This window comes from Streptomyces sp. AC558_RSS880, from assembly GCF_019049255.1.
GTDB lineage: Bacteria > Actinomycetota > Actinomycetes > Streptomycetales > Streptomycetaceae > Streptomyces.
In genome coordinates, this window is sequence record NZ_JAGMUJ010000029.1 from 279,502 (window position 1) to 298,659 (window position 19,158).

The 19,158-nt window shown below is 71.9% G+C and carries 9 protein-coding genes and 2 pseudogenes; 3 read left to right on the forward strand and 8 right to left on the reverse strand.

The annotated features are described in order from the left end of the window. Positions 1-32: 32 nt before the first annotated feature. Complete coding sequence (locus KUM38_RS11385; protein ID WP_217129192.1) at positions 33-473, reverse strand: ATP-binding protein; 441 nt, start codon at positions 471-473, stop codon at positions 33-35. Positions 474-817: 344 nt separating this feature from the next. Between KUM38_RS11385 and KUM38_RS11390 the strand changes: the two genes are divergently transcribed. Continuing rightward, positions 818-1,888 carry a hypothetical protein gene (locus KUM38_RS11390; RefSeq protein WP_217129193.1) on the forward strand — a complete coding sequence of 357 codons (1,071 nt, stop codon included), beginning with the start codon at positions 818-820 and terminating at the stop codon, positions 1,886-1,888. 51 nt (positions 1,889-1,939) lie between these two features. Here KUM38_RS11390 and KUM38_RS11395 read toward each other — a convergent pair whose 3' ends face one another. Further along, a complete protein-coding gene (locus KUM38_RS11395) occupies positions 1,940-2,605 on the reverse strand; it encodes a TetR/AcrR family transcriptional regulator (RefSeq protein ID WP_217129194.1) in 666 nt (221 codons plus the stop codon). A 100-nt stretch (positions 2,606-2,705) separates the two neighbouring features. On the opposite strand from KUM38_RS11395, the gene KUM38_RS11400 reads away from it, so the two are divergent. After that, positions 2,706-3,617, forward strand: coding sequence for an SDR family NAD(P)-dependent oxidoreductase (locus KUM38_RS11400; protein ID WP_217129195.1), 912 nt, complete (start codon positions 2,706-2,708; stop codon positions 3,615-3,617). Positions 3,618-3,654: 37 nt separating this feature from the next. On the opposite strand, the gene KUM38_RS11405 is transcribed toward KUM38_RS11400, so the two are convergent. Further along, on the reverse strand, positions 3,655-4,050 hold the full coding sequence (locus tag KUM38_RS11405; RefSeq protein WP_217129196.1) for a hypothetical protein: 396 nt from the start codon (positions 4,048-4,050) through the stop codon (positions 3,655-3,657). A 125-nt stretch (positions 4,051-4,175) separates the two neighbouring features. After that, positions 4,176-4,585 (reverse strand): annotated as a pseudogene (locus KUM38_RS11410) (hypothetical protein). A gap of 307 nt (positions 4,586-4,892) precedes the next feature. Here KUM38_RS11410 and KUM38_RS11420 point away from each other — a divergent pair. Next, positions 4,893-5,018, forward strand: a pseudogene (locus KUM38_RS11420) (DUF397 domain-containing protein); the annotation flags it as partial. Between the two features lie 46 nt (positions 5,019-5,064). On the opposite strand, the gene KUM38_RS11425 reads toward KUM38_RS11420, so the two are convergent. The 4 genes from KUM38_RS11425 to KUM38_RS11440 form a co-directional block, all read right to left on the reverse strand. Continuing rightward, positions 5,065-5,592, reverse strand: coding sequence for a hypothetical protein (locus tag KUM38_RS11425; protein WP_308408945.1), 528 nt, complete (start codon positions 5,590-5,592; stop codon positions 5,065-5,067). A 73-nt stretch (positions 5,593-5,665) separates the two neighbouring features. Continuing rightward, complete coding sequence (locus KUM38_RS11430; protein WP_217129198.1) at positions 5,666-9,784, reverse strand: Eco57I restriction-modification methylase domain-containing protein; 4,119 nt, start codon at positions 9,782-9,784, stop codon at positions 5,666-5,668. Beyond that, a complete protein-coding gene (locus tag KUM38_RS11435) occupies positions 9,784-12,741 on the reverse strand; it encodes a DEAD/DEAH box helicase (RefSeq protein WP_217129199.1) in 2,958 nt (985 codons plus the stop codon). The genes KUM38_RS11430 and KUM38_RS11435 overlap by 1 nt, the downstream gene beginning before the upstream one ends. A gap of 41 nt (positions 12,742-12,782) precedes the next feature. Then, complete coding sequence (locus tag KUM38_RS11440) at positions 12,783-19,139, reverse strand: protein kinase (RefSeq protein ID WP_217129200.1); 6,357 nt, start codon at positions 19,137-19,139, stop codon at positions 12,783-12,785. Positions 19,140-19,158 lie beyond the last annotated feature (19 nt).

The window sequence follows — 19,158 nt, forward strand, 5'->3', positions numbered from 1 at the left end:
GCGGGGGGTTCGGCTCTCCTCGGGCGACGCGGTCACGCGCCGGCCGGTGTCGTCAGCACCGCCCGGACCGTCTTGCCGCTGGGCGGGTAGGGGACGCAGTTCCAGTGGTCGGCGAGGGCGGTGATCAGGGTGAGGCCGCGTCCGCCGGTGGGGAGGGGGTCGGGTGCGGTGTCCGTGGGGCGGGGGAGCGGGTGGAGGTCCCCGCGGGCGTCGCTGACCCCGACGCGGAGGCGGCCGGCGGCCGAGTCGAGGACGAGGGTGAGCCGGAAGCAGCGGCCGGGCACGCGGCCGTGGAGTACGGCGTTGGCGGCGAGCTCCGCGACGACGAGTTCGGCACGCTCCGTGAGCTCCTGCGAAGCGCCCCGGGAGCGCAGCTCGGTCACCGCGAGGAGCCGGGCGCCGCGCCGCGTGGACGACAGCAGCTGGGTGAAGGTGCTGACGGGGGCGCCCACTTGGGGTGTCGCGTGGTTCATGGCGTCAGAGTGGCGGTCGGGTGCGGGCGGGGGCGAGTGCCGCGCCCCGTACGGAGAGTAGGCGTACGGACGGGGGAGGCGGGCGGTACGCCGGATTCCCGCGACGTTGTGTGAGGAACGCGGGAAGACGGCGGAGGGTTCCCGATGTCCCGGAGCACGCCCGCGGCCGGGTCGGTCGAGTGGTTCGGCGGTCGGTGGGAAGCCTTCGCGGCACCGCGGCGCGTCGGCTGACCCGCCGTCCACGCTGTTACCGCGGCTGGGCGGGCGGGCGTCGCGGCCGGCTGAGCGTGGACGCCGATCGAGGTGGCGGGGGACTGTCGGTGGCTGGTGGCAGGATCACCGGCATGGTTTTCGTACGGACTACTCCGCCTCGGCCTGTCGAGGTGACCGCGGTTTTTCCCGAGTTGGCTCCGCTGGCGCGTCCTGCGATCCGGCTGCATCCCCGCCCGGGATCGCCTTCGGTCGGGGACAGCTCGGTCGGGGGCCCGCTGCTGTGGCCGGCCGAGGAACCCTGGCCGCACTGCGAGGACTCGCACCTGCACGGTGACAGTGGGTTCCGCGAGTCGCCGGCAGAAGTGCGGCTCGGAAGGCACAGTCGGGCCCAGCGGTATGAGGACCCCTATGGTCCCTCGTTCACGCCCGAGGAGGAGGCGGCCCTGCGACAGAAGGCCGAGAGGCTCGCGGAGCGACTCGACGCCGGCCCTCCCTGGCCCGCGGAGTGCCCGGTCCCCCTGTTGCCCGTGGCCCAGCTGTATCTGCGCGACGTGCCCCTGCTGCAGCCGCCCGGAGAGGCCGATCTGCTCCAGGTCCTCTGGTGTCCCTATGACCACGAGCCGGATTGGAAGCCCGCGACCGCGGTGTTCTGGCGGTCCGCCGCCTCGGTCGTCGATGTCCTCGCCACGCCACCGGAACCGTATGAGGCCAACTACTCGGGCTACGTGCCGGAGCCGTGTCTGCTGGCACCGGAAGCGATCACCGAGTATCCCAACAGCTTCGATCTGAGCCCGGAGTCGAGGCAGGTGGTGGGGCACTGGAGCAGATGGCAGGCAGCCGGTGCGGACGTGGACAGCTCGTACGCGGAGTATCCGGTGGAGTTCTACGACGGCAACCTGGCCGACGCTCCCGGCTGGAAGGTCGGTGGCTGGCCGCCGTGGGGCCGCACCGACCCGTACCGCCGGTACTGCACCGTCTGCGACGCCCAGATGGTCCCGCTGCTGACCATCGCCTCCTTCGAATGGGACAGTAGTACGCACGGCTGGGTGCCGTACGAGGACCGGGCCGCCTACGCCGCCGGTCGCCCCGCCGGCCTGTCCCCCGCGCAGCCGACGAGGGTGGAAGTGGGCAGCACCGACAACATGCAGCTCTACGTCTGCCCGGCCTCCCCCGAGCACCCGCACACCGACCTGATCCAATGAACTGTCGGCTCCGGAGGCGGGCAGGCACGGAAGCGCCGGTCATGGAGATGTTCAGGCGCGCGGCAGTATGCCCAGGAGCATCGAGGTGAAGGAGACCCGCAGAGCGTCACGCAGCTCCATGTGGAGCACGCCGAGGGCGGGCTCCTCCGCGTAGGCGGCGAGGAGGCTGGGCGGCGGCGGGACGTAGGACGACAGGGCGCCCGCCGAGACGAGGCTCATCAGGCAGAACAGTTGCGCGTCGTCGCCGAGCTCGGGCACGTGGCGGCGCACGAGCTCGACCATGTCCGCGAGCCGCGTGAGGGAGGAACGCTTGTGCCGCTTGACCACCTCGACGGAGACGTTGTGCTCGAGGACGCCGCCCTGCGCGCCGAAGAGGTCGCACAGCACCACCCGGCTCGCCAGCGAACGGCTGAGGGTGTCGGCCAGCCGGCCCGCCCGCACTTCCGGCGCGGCATCCGCCTCGATGTCCGCGGCCAGTTCCTCCGCCAGCTCGACGAGCCACCTTTCCAGGAAGGCGTCCAGCAGTTCGAGCAGCACCGCCTCGCGTGACTCGAAGTACCGCAGGACGTTCGACTTGGCCAGGCCCACCCGCCTGCTGAGCTCGTTGAGGCTCACGTCGGCCACGGGCATCTCTTCGAGCATCGCCGCCGCCGTGTCCAGGATCGCCCGACGGCGGATCTCCCGCTGCTCCTCGCTTCGCGCCCGCTGGAATGTCACGCCCTCAGCCTAGCTTAAAGACCGCCGGTTCCTTGACAAGGGACCGGCGGTCTTTTATGTTGGCCCTTGTAACAGACCGGTGGTTCTTTAGGAGAGTGTCATGAGTAGTGACTGGACCGAGCAGCACATCCCCGATCAGCGCGGCCGGGTGGCGGTCGTGACCGGCGCCAACACCGGGCTGGGCTTCGAGACCGCCCGGATGCTCGCCGCGCGCGGGGCGGCGGTGGTCCTGGCCGTCCGCAACGTCGAGAAGGGCAAGCAGGCAGCCGCCCGCATCGCCGGCGACGTCACCGTCCAGGCCCTCGACCTGACCTCCTTGGAGTCGATCCGGTCCGCGGCGGCCGACCTGCGCGCGGTCCACCCGCGTATCGACCTTCTGATCAACAACGCGGGTGTGATGCACACCCCGCGGCAGACCACCGCCGACGGCTTCGAGCTGCAGTTCGGCACCAACCACCTCGGCCACTTCGCCCTGACCGGCCTGCTGCTGGACCGGCTGCTGCCCGTCCCCGGCTCCCGCGTCGTGACGGTCAGCAGCACCGGTCACCGCATCCGGGCCGCCATCCACTTCGACGATCTGCAGTGGGAGCGTTCCTACAGCCGCGTCGCCGCCTACGGCCAGGCCAAACTCGCCAACCTGATGTTCACGTACGAACTGCAGCGTCGGCTCGCACCGCACGGCACCACGATCGCGGTGGCCGCCCACCCCGGTGTGTCCAACACCGAGCTCGCCCGCAACATGCCCGCCCCGCTCCGCGCGCCTGTCACCTGGCTCGCGCCGCTGCTCACCCAGAAGGCGGAGATGGGCGCCCTGCCCACTCTGCGCGCCGCCACCGATCCCGCGGTCGTCGGCGGGCAGTACTACGGCCCCGGCAACCGGAGCGAGACCCGGGGCTACCCCAAGCTGGTCACTTCCAGCCCCGACTCCCATGACCAGGCCGTTCAGCAGCGCCTGTGGACCGTCTCCGAGGAGCTCACCGGGGTGACGTTTCCCGTGCCGGTCAAGCGGTGACTCCACGGCGTGCCGCCGGGTGGGACGGCCGGGTCACCTACGAGGCCGTGGCCTTGGACACGGCGCTGACGATGTTCGACGCCATGGCGTCGAAGTTCTCCCGGAAGAAGCCGGTCCTGGTGTAGAACCCTTCCTCCGAGAATCCTCCGCTCGTCAGGAACATTGGGGCGATGGCCGTGAGCGCCGCATGGATGACGTGCAACTCGCGGGAGGTCAGGGTGAACTCCCGGGGGGTTTTGTGGTCACCCTGGAGTCTGTCGTACAGCCGGCGGACCTCTTCGCGGTCCGCGCCGAGCTGGACGACCAGGGCCTCGTCCGTGGAGGCCCAGCCGTCGAGCGTGCTCAACGCCTCGCACATCAGGTCCGTCTGCGTCGCCGTGAGCCGTCCCCGGAACGCCTCACCGGCCCTGGTCAGCTTGATCAGTGTCCTCATCGTGGCCGGTCCTTCCCAACTGGTCTACGGGGCGAGGGGGCTGTACCCGTCGTTGAGCTTCTCCGGAATCATCTTGTCTCCGTGGACGTACCTGTCCTTCCTGGACGGCGCACCCGTCCCGTCGACTATGCGCACGGACAGGTCAGTTCGGGGACCGCGCGGTTGGGGGAGCACGTGACCACGGCCAGGGTGAGGTACGAGGGGCGTTCGAGGTAGTGGCCGTACGACACGTCGGCGCCCGAGCGCAGTCGTTCGGTGGCGGCGTCCACCAGCCGGGCCAGGCGTGCGGTGTCCCGGTCGCCCTCCGACGCGAACCGGGGGCGTACTCGGCCAGCCGCTCGCCGAGCCAGGCCGCCGCCTCCTTCGCCTCGTCCCAGGTGCCCCGGACCAGTGAGCGGGGCTTGACGAGCCAGTACGCCGTCTCCAGGGGCGGGAGGTCCGACGTCCGGAACTCCGCGGCCACCTGGCGGTAGCGGTCGATCAGTTCCGGCCTGCCTCCGGCCGGGGGCGGATCGGGGTGCGGGGGCCGTCGCACGCCTTCGTGAACGAGGCCCCGCTGATGTCGAGTGCGTACAGGGTGGTTCCGTTCTGCATCGCTGCACCTCTTCCAGCTCGTCTGAACGCGGCCAGGACCGGCCGCCGCCGCCCGTGCAGGGCGGGAGTTCACGGGAGGGGCGATGGCCGCCCGGGTGTTTCCGCAGGTGACCGGCGGACACGGACGGTTTTTCCTCGCTCTCCGTGACCTCGGAGTGTCGGTCGGACGGGGTGGGGACGAGCATGGCACTCCGTGCGCTGAGTCAGCGTGCGGACACGAAGAGTGGACGGTACGTCTGATTGTCCGTTGTGTGGAGGTCGCCGTCACCGAGCAGGCCATCCACGTACGGGACTCCAAGGACGTGACCCGCCCGGCCTTCGCCGTCGGCCGTGAGGGCTGGGGACAGTTCGTGCGGTTCGCGTCGGAGAGCTGAGCGATGTGAGGGCGTGCCGTCCGCCGGAGGGGCGGGCGGCACGCCCTCACCGCGTTCGGGAGCCCTTGGTCTCGCCCGTGGGGCCGTAGCCGAGGGCCGCGCGGTTGATGAAACGGTCACCGAGGTCGCGCACAGGCGCGGACTTCGGCTGCTGGGCGGCGCTCTTCGCCGTGGACTTCTTCGGGGCGGGCTTCTTGCCGCCCGTGGGCTTGGCCGGGGCCGCCTTCGCCTGCTTGGCGTTCTTCGCGGCCGGCGTGTTGCGCGCCGCGTACTTCTTCCGGAGTGCCGAGAGTTGCTCGCGTTCTTGAAGGGCCACGTTGGTGGGGAGGGCGTTGGTGAGGGCGCGGGCCCGGCTGAGCGCGTAACGCGCCTCGTTCCAGTGCTTGGTGTTGATGGCCAGGCGGGCCACCCTGATGGTCTGCTGCAAGGCCTTGATCTTCGCGGGCTGCCGCTTGGGCATGGGGGACTCGGCCCCGCTGCTCCGCCGCTGCCCGGCGGCCCGGGTGCCCCAGTCCGTACCCGAGGTCAGGACGACGACCGAACGGGGATTGCTGCTCTGGCTTCGACGTACCACGTGCGTTGTTCCTTGGTCGAGCGGTGGGACACGCCCTGGGGTGGCCACCGGGCGGGGCCACCCCAGGGGCGGGTCAGTCGTGACGGGGGCCCTGGCCGGGGGGCGGGGTGAGGGTGGAGCGGTAGGTGCCGGACTCGCCCTCGGTGAGCGGGGTCTCCAGGGTGAGACCGGCGGCGGCCATGCGGTCGTATTCGGCGAGGACCAGTTCTTTGGTGCGGTAGGTGCCGTGCTCCTTCATGTCGTTGTCGCGGACGACGTTGAAGGTGTCCAGGATGTATGCGGTGTCCTCGCGGTTGATTTCGTAGAGGTGGAAGAAGAGGGCGTCCAGTTCGGCGCGCATGACGGACCGACGGTCCTCGTCCCAGCGGAAGGGCGCGCCGGTGTCGCCGATGTCGCGGGCGAGGGGGGTCATGTCGGAGGCGGTGTACGTCAGCTCGAGCAGGCGAGGGGTGATCATGCCCGCGTGGCGGGACAGCTGGTCCGGGTTCAGGAACGGGAGTTGTTCGAACTGGAAAAAGTTGAGGTTGCTTCCGCCCAGCTTCTGCCGGAGGACGTAGTCCAGCACCAGTGCGGTCGAGTTGCCGTAGAAGAGCCAGGGCTGATCCGCTCCGCTCGGCAGCAGGATGTTTCCGGAGTCGCCGAGCCCGAACCTGGGGAAGGCGAAGGTGATGGCGGTGCGGATGGAAGTGCCGTGGCAGATCTTGCGGAATCCCATCAGCCAGTCACGGTTCCAGTTCTTGGCCGACAGGAGGCTGCGTACGCCGGGAAGTTCGACCTCCTCACCGTTCTTGTCGCGCTTACCCGTGGGGACGTCGTTCTCGGGAACCCAATAGCGGGGCATCGGAACGGCGGAGGGGTTCTGGTGCTGCTCGACGGTGAAGCGGGGCAGAGCGCCCACCGCCAGATGCTTCTCCGTCGCCCCCTCGTAGGTGGAGAAGCGGTGGTCGTAATGGTGAAGCATTTTGGACTCGTAGAGCGGCAGCAGACGCTCCTCGCCGCGCACCAGGACGTTTCCGTCCAGACGCCAGCCGTCCTTGAGGAGGTCGTCGAAGGTCTCGCCGTCCTGAGGGGAGGGACGGAAGAGGTGCGAATCGCTGGTCATGTTGAAGAGGCCTTGCATGAAACTCATGCCCCAGGGGTTCCCGTCTTCCCCCTTCGTCTCGTCCACGAGGACGGGAATGCGACGGTAGATGCCGAGAGTGATCTCCGCGTCCCTGCGTGAGCGGAAGATCGGGCAGGTCGCCGTGTTGGGGTTCAAGAGGTGGATGTCGTGGCCGGTGAGGGTGTAGCAGCGCTCGGTGATCTGGGCGACTTGGCGGACACGGAAAGCGATGGGGATCGGGGTGTCGGGTGAACCGGATCCCGCCATGCAGAACACGGCGAAGTTCACTCTGTGGTCGACGCCGGGGAAAAGCTTCTCCTCGTTCTCGAAACCGTAGAGCGCGGCCAGTTGGCCCTTCGACACCAGATCCCTGAAGAAGAACTGTGTCGTCGCGTCCGTCGCGATCCCGACGGGAACGACCAGCCCGACCCGGCCGTGGGGTGCGCCCAGGCGGCGGTCCTGTTCCGCGAAGATCGTGTCCGTCTTGATGCGTCCCCGGCCGCACAGGGGATAGAGATCGGAAGCGCTCGCGAAGTGTCGCGTGCCGTCGATCTCCCGCTTGGCGTCCTGGTAGGTGCGGTAGAGGTCCGGGTTCTCCGTCGCGAGTCGCTGGATGAGGTTTTTGCGTCGGGCTCCTGAAGCCTTGGCGACTTCCGGAGAGCGAGCGGCGAAGAACTCCTGCTCCTTCAGCTCGAGATGTTCCCACGGCGGATTTCCCACCACCGCGTCGAATCCGCCGGCCCAGCCCGTGGCCGGTTGGACGCCGATGCCCGACTCGGGGACCGTGAACACCTCCGGGAACTCCAGGTGCCAGTGGAAGAACCGGTACCGGTCGCGCAGGCTCATGATCTCGGCGTGGGTGGCGTCCGGGACGGCGGACCGGTCGCGGCCGCGCAGCGCGCGGAACACCTGGTCGGTCGGCGCTTCGGGCGCCCCCTCCTGCTTGGGCCAGACGAACGCGGCGCACCAGGCGTCAGCGGCGTGCAGATCCTGGACGTAGGCGGCCGACTCCGTATAGGCGCGGTAGGCGGACTCCTGCGCCCGTACGTGCTCCAGGAGGTCGGAGCGAGCCCCGGTGATACGGGAGAGCTCCGCGGCGTACCGTTCGTTGTCGGGCGGTGTCTCCGTGTCGAAGACCAGCTCGTCCTGGCCGCCGCGCTGGGCCTTGTTCCGCTTGACGAGTCGGGCCGCGTACTTCTTGTCGTCGCCCTCGATCGGTTTGAACGCGTCGTCCGGGACGCCCTCCGCCAGCAGCTTCGGCGTGGCGCCGAACAGGCCGTTGCCGTGCTTGACGTGGGCGTCGAGGAAGCCGAGTGCCTTGCCCGGCTCCAGAGCCTCCAGCCACAGCGACACCTTCGCCAGCTCCACGGCCATCGGGTTGAGGTCCACGCCGTAGACGCAGCGCGCGACGACCTCGTGCAGGGCGCGGCGCACGGCGTCGACCGTCGGCTCCGGGTTGTGCTCACGCACCGACGCCACCCGCTTGGCGATGCGCCGAGCCGAGGCGACGAGGAAGTGCCCGGAACCACAAGCCGGATCGCACACCGTCAGGGACAGCAGTTCCTCGACGATGTCGTCGGTCGGGTCGGGACGACCCGCCGCCGTGGCGCGCCGCTCACCCCGCTTGACGGCGTCGTCGATCACCGGGTCGAGCGTCGTGTCCAGCAGGCACTCGATGAGCGAGGACGGGGTGTAGTAACTCCCGGTCGTCTTCCGGCTGTTGCCCGCGGCCTCGATCAGCTCGAAGGACCGGTCCGTGGCGGAGTGCTTCGGCTCCAGCTCCAGCAGCGACTCGTAGACCGAGCCCAGTTCCTCCGCGTCCAGGTGCCGGTAGTCGACCGCACGCCACCGCCGGGCGCCCGGATCACGTACCTGCGCGAGATGCCGTACGGCAGCGAGCAGCGACTCGTTGGACAGCTTCAGCCCGTCCAGCGGCGCGTCGGTCCTCGTAGGGGAGAACAGACCGCCGAGACCGGGCAGACCGAGCTCGGGACGGCCCCCCTCCGTACCGAGCGCGTCAAGGACGATCCGCAGCGCCTCGTACTGATCGCCGTGGGCCGTCCCCTGCCGCCGCCGGGCCCGCTCCCGCAGCCGCGCGGACGAGAAGTACCGCTCGTACGCCTCCCGTTGCCGCTCGCCGGCCTTCGGGTCGAGCAGGGCGTCCCGGTCCTCGGCGACGAAGACGAACAGCAGGCGGTAGACGAGCCGCAGCAGGGCGTCCCGGAGGGCCTTCGGGTCGGTGTCCTCGCGCAGCCGGACGTTCTCCGGATGCCGCAGGAACCCGGTCCCGAGCACGGTCAGCGCGTTCTGCACGCCCAGCCGCAGCTGGTCCAGCGCCCGCGCCCCCGACGTGACGGCCTCCGCCCGCCACTTCTCCAGCCAACACCCCGAAGGAGCCGTCCCCTCCGGCACCTCGAACCGGGACGCGTGCAGCACGCAGTACAGCAGCACGAACTCGCTGAACAGCTCGCCGTCGAAGATGGCCTCGAGGTCGAACTCGACGTAGGCCGCCGTCGCGAAGGACGACGAGTCCCGCAGCAGACGCAGCCGGCGCCCGTTGGTGAGCACCGCCCACAGATGGGCCTCGGTACGGTTCAGGCAGTCCTGGAGCATCGACTGCGCCGGAACCTGCCCGGCCGCCGGACGCCTGTCCAACTCCTGGTTCCACGCGACGAGGTGGAGCAGGGCCGGCCCGTGCCGGTGCGACACCGGGAACCGCTTCTCCGGGTCCGAGTCGGCCGGGACGCCCGCCGCCCCGACCTCCGTCAGCGCCCCGAAGTCCAGCTTGCGGAAGAGCTGGGCGAGCCAGTCGGTGCCGGCCCGGCCGGTCGGGTCGGCGGAGGGCACGCCCGTGACCGGGTCCGAGGGCAGGGCGGCGCGCAGGTCGCGCCAGAGCGGTTTGAGGTACTCCCAGGCACGCTCGGCCTCGTCCCGTACGGGCACGGAGGCGGGCAGGCCGTAGTCGGCGGGCTTGGTGCCCGGCAGGTTCCGCGCCTCGGCGATGCGCAGCAGCATGTCGGCGGGGAGGAGTCCGCCGACCGTGGTGACGGCGGTGAAGGCCAGGGCGGTGCGGGTGGCGGCGGCGGGCATCAGGCTTCGGCTCCGGGGACGGCGGGGGCGGGCGCGGCGGGCTGCGGCGGCACGTACACGTACACGCCGAGGACGTCGGCGGGCTCCTGCGGGACGACCTTCAGGCCGCGGACGATCTCCTCGTTGGCCTTGCGCACGCGGCGGTGCGAGGCGTCGAGTTCGGCGGCCAGACGGGTGCCGTACTCGGTGAGGTGCCCGGCGAGGCCGGGCAGGCCCTCAAGGGCGCGGGTGAGGGCGTTGCGGGCGGCCAGCTCGTGGGTGTTGGCGGTGGCGCGGGCGCCGAGGAGCGCGGCGGCCGCGTCGTCGTCCAGCCAGCGGGCGCGCTGCGGCAGGCCCTCGTAGGCGAGCAGGCGGGCGTCCTCGGCGACGAGCTGCCGCTCGCCGGTGCGGGACGGCAGGGTGAGGTGGAAGCGGTAGCGGACCAGGAGCAGCGTGGTGCGGACGGTGACCGCGTCCGTCGTCACCACACCGCAGCGGCGGGCCGGGCGGGGCCCGGGAGCCTTCGCGTCGAGCGCCGAGTCCAGGACGTACGAGGCGACGGCCCCGATCGCCGGATCGGTGCGCACCAGGGCGGCCTCGCCGCGCCCGATCGCCGGCGTCGTCCGGAACGGGATCTCGCGGTCCTCCTCGACCAGCCGGTTGCCCAGCGTGGCCGCGAGCGCGTCACGCAACCCCGCCGGGGTGCCGCCGACCTGCGCGGTGAAGTCGCCGCTGCCGTCACGCGGGTCTCGGACCAGCGCGTCCAGGTCCCGCAGCGCCTCAAGGGCGAACTCGCGCACCTCCTCCGCGCCGCCGAGCGCGGCCCGTACGGCGGCGACCTCGCGGGCCACCTCCTCCGGGTGGACGGCGCGCTGCGCGTACTTGGAACGGGACGTCCTCTCCCGCTCGGCGGCCGAGCTCCACTCCCGCTCGACGCGGTCGAAGGACTCCTGGTGGCCGCCCATTTCGAACAGGCTCTCCTGGCTGCCCTGCCGTCCGTGCAGCAGCAGCCACTCCACCACGGCGTCCGTGACGCCGGACGCGGTCTCGTCGGGCACGGAGACGGAGATGCCGAGGTCCTTCTTGATCTGGCGGTGCTTGCGGAACAGCACGTCCAGGACCTTGCCGTCGATGCCGTTGTCCTCGCCGTACATCGTGATGACGCGGACCTGGTCGCGTTTCTGGCCGTAGCGGTCGACGCGGCCCTCGCGCTGGTCGTGGCGGGTGGGGTTCCAGGCCAGGTCGTAGTGGACGACGGCGTCGAAGTGGTGCTGGAGGTTGACGCCCTCGGACAGGCAGTCGGTGGCGATCAGCACGCGGCGCACGGCCGGGTCGTCGCCCGCCTCGGCGGCCTCGGCGGCGAGCTGCTCGATCCGCTCCAGGCGCTGCTGCGGGGAGAGGGTGCCGGTCACGGCGGCGATCTTCGTCTTCCTGCCGAGCCTGCCGTCCAGTTGCTCGGCGAGGTAGTCGGCGGTGGGGATGTAGCGGCAGAAGACGATCGGGTGGTAGCCGTCGGCGATCAGGCCCTTCAGGTGCCGGATCAGCGCCTTCAGCTTCGCGTCCTCCGCCGGGCCGGTCAACTGACCCGCCCGCTCGGCGAGTTCGAGCAGCCGTGCGCCCGCGTCCTCCGACTCGGCGGCGCCGGGCGCGACGTCCATGCCCTCCAGGCGGTCGTCGTCGGCGGAGTCGGCGGCCACCGGGGCGCCCAGCACGTCCGCCTCCTGCGCGGTGCGGGCGGTGGCGGACTCGGAGCGGGTCCTCAGGGTCTGCGCGGCGGCGGCCGGGGAGGACACCATGGAGCGCAGCAGCGCGATCACCGACCACCAGGCGATCCTGGCCTCCCGCCGGCCCTGCTCCCCGGCCGCCTCGACGCGGTCGCGGGCGTAGGCGATGGCGTCGTCCAGCAGGGCCCGGTAGGCGGGGGTCAGCCTGTACGGCTCGTCCTTCGTCCAGCGGTCGGACGGGAACGCGGTCCGCTCGGCCAGCGAGTCGTCGGCGAGACCGTCCTCCTTGGTGAGGTAGTCGCGGACGTCGGCGCGCTTGCGCGCCACGAAGTGCTCGGCGAGCTTCGCCCGCCCCGCCGCCGTCTCCAGGTCCAGCGTCGCCAGTTCGGGTCGCACCAGGCCGAGCAGGTTGCGGAACGCGGACTCCTTGCCGGAGTGCGGGGTCGCCGTCAGCAGCAGCAGGTGGCGGTCGGCGTCGGCGGACACCTTCCGCAGCAGCTCGTGGCGGAGCTGGTTCGTCGCGGACGACGCGCCGCCCCGCGCGGCGTCGTCGGCGGCCACGCAGGTGTGCGCCTCGTCGACGATCACCAGGTCGGGGCAGTGCCGTACGAAGTCCTCGCGGTGGCGGGTCGACTTGATGAAGTCGGTCGAGACGACCGTGAACGGGTGCCTGTCGAACAGGGACTGGCCCAGCTCGAGGTCGCGCTCCAGGCGCGACACCGTGGACGCCAGCACCAGTTCGGCGTCGATGCCGAACTTCTCCCGCAGCTCGCCCTGCCACTGCTCGGCCAGCGCCGGGGAGCACAGCACCGCCAGCCGGGTCGCCTCGCCCTGCGCCAGCAGTTCCTTGGCGATCAGGCCCGCCTCGACCGTCTTGCCGATGCCGACGTCGTCCGAGATCAGCAGCCGTACCGTGCGCTGCCGCAGCGCCATCAGCAGCGGCACCAGCTGGTAGGCGCGGGGCTCGACGGCGATCGACGCCAGCGAGCGGAACGGGCCCGCGCCCGACCGGAACCCGATGCGCAGCGCCGTGCGCAGCAGACCGGCGGCGCGCTGGTCGCCCAGGTCGGCCGGGCTCGGCGCGGCGAACTCGGCCGGACGCACCTCCTCGAACGTGGGGAAGACGGCCGCGATGTCGTCCTCGCTCCCGCCCAGCGGGCGCAGCACCAGCATGTCGGGGGCGCTCTCGGGCAGCACCACCCATTCCCGGCCACGGGCGGCGACCAGCGAGCCGGCTGTGTACGTGGGGCTCATGAGATGTCTCGGTTCCTAGAGGTCAAGAGGGGGTGAGGCGATCAACGAAGGTGGAAGTAGCCGGCGTTGTGGTCGACGACGGCGTCCCAGTCCGCGTCCGTCGGGAAGCGCACGACGTCCCAGCCGGCCTCCTCCAGGCGGTAGCCGGCCTCGACGTCACGGGTGGGGTCGGCCGGGCGGCCGGGGACGTCGACGAACACGGCGAGGTGGACGCCGTCCAGGCGGAAGACCAGGTCGGGGCGGGCCGCCGCCGCGTCGGCGAGGACGTCGACCTCGTCCGGCAGCCGGTAGCCCTTCGCCTTCAGCCAGCCGAGCAGGTCGCCCCGCGCGACGAGGGCCGACAGGTCCGCCTCCACCGGGGTCGGCGAGGACACCGGAGCGCCCCCGGACGTACCGCCGGCCGCCGGGGCGAGCCTGCGGAACGCCTCGCTGCGGGACTCGCCGCGGTCCTCCCGCTCGGTGCGGGCGCCGGCCAGGCGCAGCAGCAGCGGGCGGGCGGTGTGCCGGCTCAACTGGCGGTGGTGCCCCTGGTTGGCGTACGTCAGCAGGCAGGTGTAACAGCCGCGGGCGCACTTCTCGTGTTCCGTCGGCCCGCCCAGGTCCTCGCCCGTGTCGGGGTCGAAGTGGCAGATCTCCAGCGCCGTCCGGGCGGCCTTCGCGAGGGCGTCCTCGTCGTGCCGGATCCGGCGCAGCACACCGGCGCCGCCCTCCGCGGCCTCCGTGAACAGCATGCGGCGGCGCGGGCCGTCGTCCGGCGGCAGCAGCTCCGCCGTCAGCTCGGAGTCCTCCAGCTCGAACGCCGCCTCGACGCCCCGCTCCAGCGCGTACAGGAACGACAGCGCCACCGGCTCGGGCTGCGGCTCGTCCAGGGTGACCACGAGGACGTTGCGGCGGTCCTCCACGTACGGCAGGACCCGCTTCTTGCGGCGTTTCTCGTTGCCGTCCTCGTCGACCACCGGCATGCCGGTGCCCTCGACGGCGTCCGCGGCGGCCCGGTCGTTGAGCCAGCGGCCGTCGCCCAGGTCCAGCCAGTAGCCGTCCGGCTCGCCCTCCTTGTCGCGGACCCGGCCCAGGTTGGTGATGCGGACGGTCGCCGAGTCGCCGTAGTCCAGGTCGAGGACGGGGGCGCCGCCCGCGTCGGTGACGTGCGAGGTGAGGCGGCCCTTGCGGGCGCCGTGGTCCTGGAAGGCGTACGACGTCTCCAGGCGGAAACCGGCCCGGCGGCGCTCCTCCTCGTCGGAGGAGATCCGCTCGCGCGGCGTGGTGTACACGGTGTGCAGGTGGAGCAGGCCGGTGCGCTTGCCCCGCAGCGGCTCGCCGCACATCGCGCACAGGTCGGAGCCGGCCTTGACGTCGTGGTGGTAGCCGCAGCCGTCGCACCGCCGGGCCTCCGCCGTCGCCAGGTCGCCCGAGGTGTCCGGCGGCAGCTGGACCCGGGTGACCTGGTAGCGGGCGCCCTCGTGGTAGATGAGCGCGCCGGGGCCGAACTCACGGATCGCGAGGAACCGGGGCCGCTGCAGGTAGTCGCCGTCGGCGCCTCGGCGGTTGCCGGAGCGCGGGATGTACGCGGCCAGCGGCAGCCGCGGGAAGCTGTAGCCGGGCAGGAACCCCTCGGACGCCAGGTAGCGGTAGGGGTTGAAGTCGCTCATCACCGACTTGCTGTCGGCGGAGCGGTTCAGCAGCAGGTTCGTCTGCGTCTCGGCCTCCCGGCGGCGGGTGCGCGCCCGGCCCTGCTCACCGGGGGAGAGGGTGTGGTCGACGACCCGCCTGTTCTGCTCGTACTGGTCGATGACGGCCGCCCGGAACAGGTCCCGCCACCGGTCGAAGGCGGCGTCGAACTCCTTCGGGGCGCGCTCGACGCGGTCCTCGATCCACTCGTCGTACCACCAGGTCGTCGCCTCGAAGTCCGCGATCAGCGGGGCGAGGACCGTACGGGCGGCGGCGACCGCACGCCTGCGGGCCCCCTCGTCCAGGGACAGGTCGCGGACGTCGCCGAGGAGCGGCAGCGGCATCCGCGGATCGGGGCGGTCGCCGCCGTCGGGGTCGTAGGCGACGTCGACGACGTCCGGGATCGCGGTGCCGAGCCTCATGCCGGTCTCCGCCAGCCAGATGCCCTGGAGGTGGGAGCGGACCAGGTCCTCGTTGGCGAGGTCCAGGCGCGGCGGGGCCACCTGCCCCGACACCATGTCCTGGGAACGGCGGAAGTAGTACTGGTCGTGGCTGTTGCCCGTCGCGCAGTACGTGGTCACCAGCGCGGGCCGGCCGGAGCGGCCCGCCCGGCCCGAACGCTGCGCGTAGTTCGCCGGGGTCGGCGGCACGTTGCGCATCATCACCGCGTTGAGCGAGGAGATGTCCACGCCCAGCTCCATCGTCGGCGAGCAGTACAGCAGGGGCAGTTCGGCGTCACGGAACCGCTTCTCGCGCTCCAGCCGGTCCTCCGGCGCGACCTGCGCGGTGTGCTCCCGCGCGAACAGGCCGGACAGCTCGGCCGCCGCCGTCCGGTACAGGTCGCGGAAGAACGGGTTGACGCGCGGTCCCTCGCCGCTGCTGTACGTGCGCGCCAGCGGATCGACCGCGCCCCGCTCGCCGTCACCGGCCCGCCAGACCAGGGCGGCGGCCGACACCCGGTAGCCGGTGCGCTTCTCCGCCGCGCGGCGGCGGAAGGCCGGACCGGAGCGCTCGGGGGCCGCCTCCACCTCGCGCACCAGGTCCGCGTCCCGCAACACCTTCAGCAGGTCCTCGATGACGCACTGGACGTCGTCCAGGGAGGCGGAGCCCTCGCGCAGTCCGGGCATGTTCCGCCGCAGGTACTTGCCGAACTTGCCGCGCGCCGACAGGAACAGCGCGGAGCGCTCCATGCCCGGCCGCGAGCCGTACGGGTAGGCGGTGCCGACGGCCGGCTGGTCGGAGTCGCCCAGCACCCACGGCCCGGTGAGGCGCTCCTCGCTGGCCCGCCGCAGGGTGTCGAAGTCGTCGCGGAAGTACTGCACGTCGATGGCGAGGGCCCGCCGCATGTGATCGAGCAGCGTACGGGCGACCTCCTCGCGCAGCGCCGGGTCCGCGTCGCGCAGCACGGCGTGGGACGACTCCCAGGACCCGGGATCGGCGGCGATCCAGTCCAGGTCCTCGTAGTCGATCCGCAGCAGCCCCGTCTGCTCCAGGTTCGGCATCGTGATGCGCCAGCCGCGCTCCAGGTCGCGGTAGAGGCGGTGTCCGACGACGTCCCGGAAGGCCTTCGCCGCCCGCCGCTCCATGGACGGGGCCAGCCGCGTACCGGCCGCGTACTCGTGGGGCCGAAGCCCCATCACCTCGGTGACGGCCTCGGCGAGGTCGTCGTGGTGCAGCCCCTCCTCGCCCGCCCGCACCGCGGCCTGGTACAGCGCGCCGCGCAACTGGGTGACCTGGGCGAAGTCGTTGAAGTGCCCGGCCTGCAGGGAGGCGTCCTGCCGGTTGTCGACGAAGGTGAGGAGCTTGCGCGCCTCCTTGCCCAGGCTCTCCTCGGGCACCGCCCGCAGGGACCTCACGATCGACGCGGAGATCAGCGAGGTCGCCGAGGAACGGCCCTCCTGGTCCAGGGTGGCCAGCTTGGCGAAGTCCCGGCCGCGCGTCTGCTCGTACGAGACCTGGCAGTGCACGCAGAACAGGAACGGTGCCGGCACGAATGCCGCCGGCAGGCCGCCCTCGCCCGACTCGACGCCGTAGGCGTCCACGACGACGCGCTGGGGCACGTGCGGCCGGTGGGACTTCCTGACGACCGTCACGCCCCGCGCGTCCGGCTCCAGCCACGACTCCGGCAGCCGCCGGTCGTCCACGGCCCTCTGCGGGTCGGCCGGCCACTCGTAGTCCTGCCCGGGCATGCCCAGGTACAGGTATCCCTCGCCCTCGCGGCCCCCGGAGGCGGAGGTGTCCCGGCGCGGCTCGTAGCGGAACGCGCCGTGCTCCTCGGTGCGCCAGACGGTCAGGTACTCCTGGCCGCACTCGCGGCAGAACGCCAGCGGGAACAGCGGCTTGCCGTCGCTGTCCGGCTGCTCCAGCTGGTAGGTGCGGGTCAGCGGCCGGGTGAGCGGATCCTCCAGCGTCGTGTAGACGGTGTCGCCCTTGGAGAGGAACTGGTGCAGCCGGAACGCGAACAGCGGCCGCTCCGTCACCGGGTGCTTGGCCTGCGCCCCCGCCTCCAGGGTCGTGCGGATCGCCTCGCGCACGCTCTCCTCGGCCACTCCGGACGCGGCGGCCAGCTCGGCCGCCGCCTCCTCGACGGTGCCCGGGGCGCGGCGGCGCAGCCGCCCCGTGCCCTCCTCGCGCTCCAGTCCGAACCGGGACTCCACCCAGCGGGCCAGCGGGTCCTTCGTCAGCGCCTCGTACGAGCGGGGCGCCGCCGGCACCCGCAGCCGCTCGGCGGGAACGGTCTCCGGCGCCTCGTCGGTCGCCCGGACCAGGGTCTCGCCGATGACCCGCTCCGGCAGCACCGTCGTACCGAACAGCCGCCCGGCGACCTTGGCCACCTCACGCCGCTGGTCCTCCCAGGAGCCCTCGGTGGACATGGTCGCCGAGGTGCCGACGCACTGCAGGGACGCCGACGCCCGGCAGGCCTCGCGGACCCGGCGGATCAGGAACGCCACGTCGGCGCCCTGCCGGCCCCGGTAGGTGTGCAGTTCGTCGAAGACGAGGAACTGGAGGCCCTCGGCCATGCGGATCAGGCTGGACCGGTCGTCCGGCCGGGTCAGCATCAGCTCCAGCATCACGTAGTTGGTCAGCAGGATGTCCGGAGGGTTCCTGCGCAGCTCGCGGCGCTCCTCGGTGGTCTCCTGGCCGGTGTAGCGGGCGAAGGTGACCGGCTCGCGGCCCTTCCCGAAGCCGTGGCGCAGGTACTTCTCCAGCTCCCCGAGCTGCGAGTTGGCCAGCGCGTTCATCGGGTAGACGACGATCGCGCGCACCCGGCCCCCGGCGTCCGGTCCCGCCGCCCGGCGCTCCTTCAGCACCCGGTCCACGATCGGGACGATGTACGACAGGGACTTGCCGGAACCGGTACCGGTGGTGAGGACGTAGGAGTCGCCCGCCCGCGCGGCCTCGATCGCCTGCCGCTGGTGGAGGTGGAAGGTCAGCGGCCGGCCGTCCGGGCGCGGCGAGGTCTCCTTCTTCCCGGCCTGGAAGATCTCCGCGCACCTCGGGTGCAGCACCCCGTCCCGCACGAGGTCGGTGACCTGGCCGCCGTCGGCGAAGAACGGGTTCAGCGACAGCCACGGGTCGGGCCACTGCGACTTCGCCTTCAGGTCGTCCGCGACGAAGCCCTCGATCCGGGCGTCCCGGATCACCGTCCCGCTCCTGGTGAAGCTCTCGTACTCGGCGATCAGGTCGGCGTGGATGCCGAAGACGTCCATCGCCTCGGGCAGGCGCGGCTGTCTGCGCGGCACGGGCGCGGGCGCGGCGGGGGCGGGCTCGGGGAGCAGGGCGCGCAGCCGCGCCACCGGGTCCATCGCCCGCCAGTGCGGAGCGAGCAGGGCGGCCGTGGCGTCCGGCGCGAGCGCGAGCGGGACCAGCGCCTCACGGACCAGGGCGGCGTTCTCCGGCCGCAGTTCGGCGTCCTTCTCCAGGAGGCGCTCCACCAGCCGGACAAGACCGGCGGGCAGGTCCGGGCGGACCAGGGTCAACCGCGGCGGCCGCTCGTGCAGGTGCTGCTCGGAGAGCTCGTAGTGGGTCCGGGCGGAGAACGGCGGCCGCCCTGTCAGCAGTTCGTACAGGATGCAGCCGAGCGCGTAGAGGTCGGCCGGGGCGGAGACCCGTTCGGCGCGGAACTGCTCGGGCGCCATGTAGCGGGCCGTGCCGAGGCTGACGCCCGTGCTGGTCAGCCGTGTCTGGTCGGGGTCGTCGACGATCGAGCCCATGCCGAAGTCGAGGACCTTGACGGTGCCGTCGCCGGTCAGCATCACATTGGCCGGTTTCAGGTCGCGGTGGACGACCCCGGCGGTGTGCGCGGCGGTGAGCCCGGCCGCGATCTGCGCCCCGATCGCGGCGGTCCAGGAGACCGGGAGCTGGGGCTCCTCGTCGATGAGGTCCGCGAGCGGGTGACCGTCCAGCAGCTCCATGGCCAGGTAGGGCAGACCGCCGGCGCCCGGTGTGTCGTCCACGCCGCCGTCGATCAGCAGGGTGAGGTTCGGGTGGCCCTGGGAGAGCATCCGCATGATCCGCACTTCGCGGCGGAAGCGGTCGATCTCCTTGCCTGACCCCGAGGTGTCGACCGCGATCCCGGTCCGGCCGCGCAGCACGGTCTTGACGGCGACCCGGCGGTGGGGGGAGTCCGGGTCGGCGTCGAGATCCTCGGCCCGGTGCACCTCCCCCATGTTGCCGCGCCCCACGGCCCCCGTGATCCGGAACCGCCCGCCGACCGTTTCCAGGCCCACTCGCCCCTCCCCAGTTCCG

Bases quoted from the DNA above. Each gene is read 5' to 3' on its own strand.
- KUM38_RS11405 (WP_217129196.1), bottom strand. From the start codon at position 4,050: ATGAGGACACTGATCAAGCTGACCAGGGCCGGTGAGGCGTTCCGGGGA.
- KUM38_RS11385 (WP_217129192.1), bottom strand. From the start codon at position 473: ATGAACCACGCGACACCCCAAGTGGGCGCCCCCGTCAGCACCTTCACC.
- KUM38_RS11400 (WP_217129195.1), top strand. From the start codon at position 2,706: ATGAGTAGTGACTGGACCGAGCAGCACATCCCCGATCAGCGCGGCCGG.
- KUM38_RS11435 (WP_217129199.1), bottom strand. From the start codon at position 12,741: ATGAGCCCCACGTACACAGCCGGCTCGCTGGTCGCCGCCCGTGGCCGG.
- KUM38_RS11390 (WP_217129193.1), top strand. From the start codon at position 818: ATGGTTTTCGTACGGACTACTCCGCCTCGGCCTGTCGAGGTGACCGCG.
- KUM38_RS11430 (WP_217129198.1), bottom strand. From the start codon at position 9,784: ATGCCCGCCGCCGCCACCCGCACCGCCCTGGCCTTCACCGCCGTCACC.